Annotated in this window: 3 protein-coding genes; 2 read left to right on the top strand and 1 reads right to left on the bottom strand. The window is 71.8% G+C overall.

Translation table 11 applies throughout. From position 1 onward, the window contains the following. Positions 1-195: 195 nt before the first annotated feature. Positions 196-1323: a trehalose-phosphatase gene (otsB, locus tag A5701_RS09075; protein ID WP_067751460.1), complete on the top strand. Its 1128-nt coding sequence runs from the start codon at positions 196-198 to the stop codon at positions 1321-1323. Here the strand turns inward: otsB and A5701_RS09080 are convergent. Next, the gene (locus tag A5701_RS09080; RefSeq protein ID WP_067751463.1) at positions 1320-2192 is read right to left on the bottom strand and encodes a MaoC family dehydratase; all 873 of its coding nucleotides are present in this window, start codon (positions 2190-2192) and stop codon (positions 1320-1322) included. The genes otsB and A5701_RS09080 overlap by 4 nt on opposite strands. Positions 2193-2276: 84 nt before the next feature. Between A5701_RS09080 and A5701_RS09085 the strand changes: the two genes are divergently transcribed. Further along, positions 2277-2990, top strand: coding sequence for a histidine phosphatase family protein (locus A5701_RS09085; RefSeq protein WP_067751465.1), 714 nt, complete (start codon positions 2277-2279; stop codon positions 2988-2990). The last annotated feature ends 180 nt before the right edge of the window (positions 2991-3170 follow it).

Here is a 3170-nt window from a genome sequence, read left to right on the forward strand (position 1 = left end):
CCCCCCCCCCCCCCGCCCCCCCCCCCCCCCCCCCCCCCCCCCCCCCCCCCCCCCCCCCCCCCCCCCCCCCCCCCCCCGCCCCCCCGCGCCCCCCCCCCCCCCCCCCCCCCCCCCCCCCCCCCCCCCGCCCGCGCCGGGGCAAGCCCGGCACTGACCCACTCCCCGACCGGCCTGCCACCGTGAGAAGGTGGGGTCGTGCCACAGTCGGGATTGGTCGTCATCGACCCGCGCCGCCATGACGCGGTGCTGTTCCACGCGCCGGACCCCAGCCTGGAGGGCAAGTTGCGCGTGGCCGGGGTGGGCGCCGCCGTCTACACCGAGGACCCGTCGGAGGCGGCCCGCCGGCTGCAGGTCCGGCCCGGCCGATGCGCGGTCGTCACACCCGACGAAGCGGGCGTCGCGGCCGCACGCGCCGGCGGATTCGCACTCGTCATCGGCGTCGATGAGGGGCGCGGCGACGCGCTGCGAGATGCCGGCGCCGACGCGGTGGTCGCCGACCTGCACCAGATCACCGTGCGCACCGGGGACCGCCGGATGTCGCAGCTGCCCGACGCGCTGACGGCCCTCGACGACCTGGCCGCGCGGCGGCCCGCGGTGTTCTTCGACTTCGACGGCACGCTGTCCGACATCGTCAACGACCCGGACGCGGCCGTCCCGGTCGACGGCGCCACCGAGGCGCTGCGGCAGCTGGCGACCGGCTGCCCGGTGGCGATTCTGTCCGGCCGTGATCTGGCCGACGTGACGAAACGCGTTGGGGTTCCCGGGATTTGGTATGCCGGCAGCCACGGGTTCGAATTGACCGCGCCCGACGGCGCGCACCACCAGAACGACGACGCCGCCGCGGCCATCCCGGTGCTGGAGGCCGCCGCCGGCGAGCTGCGCGAGCGACTCGGCTCCATCCCGGGAGTGGTGGTGGAGCACAAGCGCTTTGGTGTCGCCGTGCACTACCGCAATGCCGGACGCGACCGCGTCGGCGAGGTGGCGGCCGCGGTGCGCGCAGCCGGCCGGCGCGACGGCCTCCGGGTGACCACCGGCCGGGAGGTCATCGAGCTGCGCCCGGACCTGGATTGGGACAAGGGCAAAACGCTGCGCTGGGTGCTCGATCACCTAACCGAGGCCGAACCCGGCGCCCGGACCCCGGTCTACCTCGGCGACGACATCACCGACGAGGACGCGTTCGACGCGGTCGGCGACGGCGGCGTGCCAATCCTGGTGCGGCACTACGACGACGGCGACCGCGCCACCGCGGCGCGATTCGCGCTGGACAGCCCCGCGCAGGCCGGCGAGTTCACCGCCCGCCTGGCGCGCAAGCTATCGCCCTAAGCCTGTACGTATTCCGCGGCGCCGTCGTCGAGGACCACCCGCGGGCCGCTGCCCTCGGCCCCCGAGGCCTCGGTGCGAAACACCGCCTTGCCCGGCTCGGTGCGCCAGATGAGCGTGGTCAGCGTCTCGCCGGGAAACACCGGCGAGGTGAACCGCGCGGCGATCGAGGTGACGTTGGCGGCGGTCCCGCCGCCGAGCTCGGCGACCAGCGCGCGGCCCGCGACCCCGTAACTGCACAGGCCGTGCAGGATCGGCTTGGGGAAGCCGGCGAGCTCGCGGGCGAACCACGGGTCGCTGTGCAGCGGGTTGCGGTCACCGGAGAGCCGGTAGATCAACGCCTGATCCTCCCGGGTGGGCAGGGCGACCCGGGCGTCGGGTTCGCGGTCCGGGATCTCCGGGGCCACCGGGCGCTGGCCCGGCACGCCGCCGAATCCGCCCTCGCCGCGGATCACGAGGGTGGTGAGCGTCTCGGCGATCAGCTTCTCCGAATCCGGGTCGGTGCCCCGGCCGCGCAACACGAGGATCGCGTTCTTGCCCTCGCCCTTGTCCTGGATGTCGGCGACCTCGGTGACCACCGACAGCTTCCCCGCGGCCGGCAACGGCGCGTGCAGCCGGATTTCCTGCGAGCCGTGTAGCAGCATGGCCCAGTTGAACGTTCCCACCTTGCCGGCTGCCCCGAAGGCCGGGCAGCAGATCACCGCGTAGGTGGGCAGCACCTGCTGCTCGATGCCGTGGCTGTTCTCGGTGGTGAACGACAGGTCGTCGAGGCCGGCGCCGACGCCGAGCGCATACAGCAGCGTGTCCCGGTCGGTCCACTCGAACAGCATCGGTTCGGTCACCGCGCCGACGGCACTCGGGTCAATCGCCATCTGAGTCTCCTTCGCAAGTAATTTCTCCACTTAACCATCGCAAACCCTTCCCACCGATGCCGTCGGCAGGGCAGGCTATTTGCCATGCCGAAGCGCAGCGTGATCCGGAATGTCTCGAAGGCCGTCGCGGCGCTGACCGCGGTCCTCGTCGTCGGGGCCTGCGGTGGGTCACCGCAGGCACGCAGCATCACGATCACGTTCATCCGGCACGCCCAGTCGGCATCCAACGCGAGCGGGATCATCGACACCTCGGTGCCGGGGCCCAGCCTGACCCCGGAGGGCCAGGGTCAGGCCCAGCAGGTCGCGCATCAGGCGGGCCATAAGGACTACGACGGCATCTACGCCTCTACGATGGTCAGGACACAGCAGACCGCAGCGCCGCTGGCCTCGGAGCTGGGCAAGCAAGTCGAGGTGCTGCAGGGCATTCAGGAGATCAACGCGGGCTGGTTCGAGGGCAAGCCGATCGCCCAGGAGAATGCGACGTACCTGCTGGCGCCCGCGGACTGGCTCCGGGGCGACACGCAGGACAGCATCCCCGGGTCGATCAGCGGCAAGCAGTTCAACGAACAATTCACCGCCGCAATCGCAAAGGTCTACAACAGCGGCCAGCACAACCCGGTGGTGTTCTCGCACAAATTCGCCATCGAGTACTGGACGCTGATGAACGCGAAAAACGCCAAGGACTCACTGCTGACCAGCCATCCCCTGCCCAACGTCGGCCGCGTGGTGATCACCGGCAACCCGATGAACGGCTGGACCCTGGTCGACTGGGACGGCATTCGCGACTTCCACAACTGACAATCCCCGCCACGCCCGCGACGGTTGACAGTGGCGACCCGCCGCGCCCGGCGACGCCGCGCTCGCGATCGCCACAGTTGACGCGGGCGGTCGCGACCGCCACGATGGCTGCATGCGGTATGTCGTTACCGGCGGTACCGGGTTTATTGGTCGCCGCGTCGTCGCCCGGCTGCTGGAGGA

It is taken from the genome of Mycobacterium sp. E3305 (assembly GCF_001666785.1).
In the GTDB taxonomy this organism is placed as follows: domain Bacteria; phylum Actinomycetota; class Actinomycetes; order Mycobacteriales; family Mycobacteriaceae; genus Mycobacterium.

What these genes read in the sequence shown, in the direction of transcription:
- A5701_RS09080 (WP_067751463.1), bottom strand. Translation starts at nt 2,192, where the DNA reads ATGGCGATTGACCCGAGTGCCGTCGGCGCGGTGACCGAACCGATGCTG.
- A5701_RS09085 (WP_067751465.1), top strand. Translation starts at nt 2,277, where the DNA reads ATGCCGAAGCGCAGCGTGATCCGGAATGTCTCGAAGGCCGTCGCGGCG.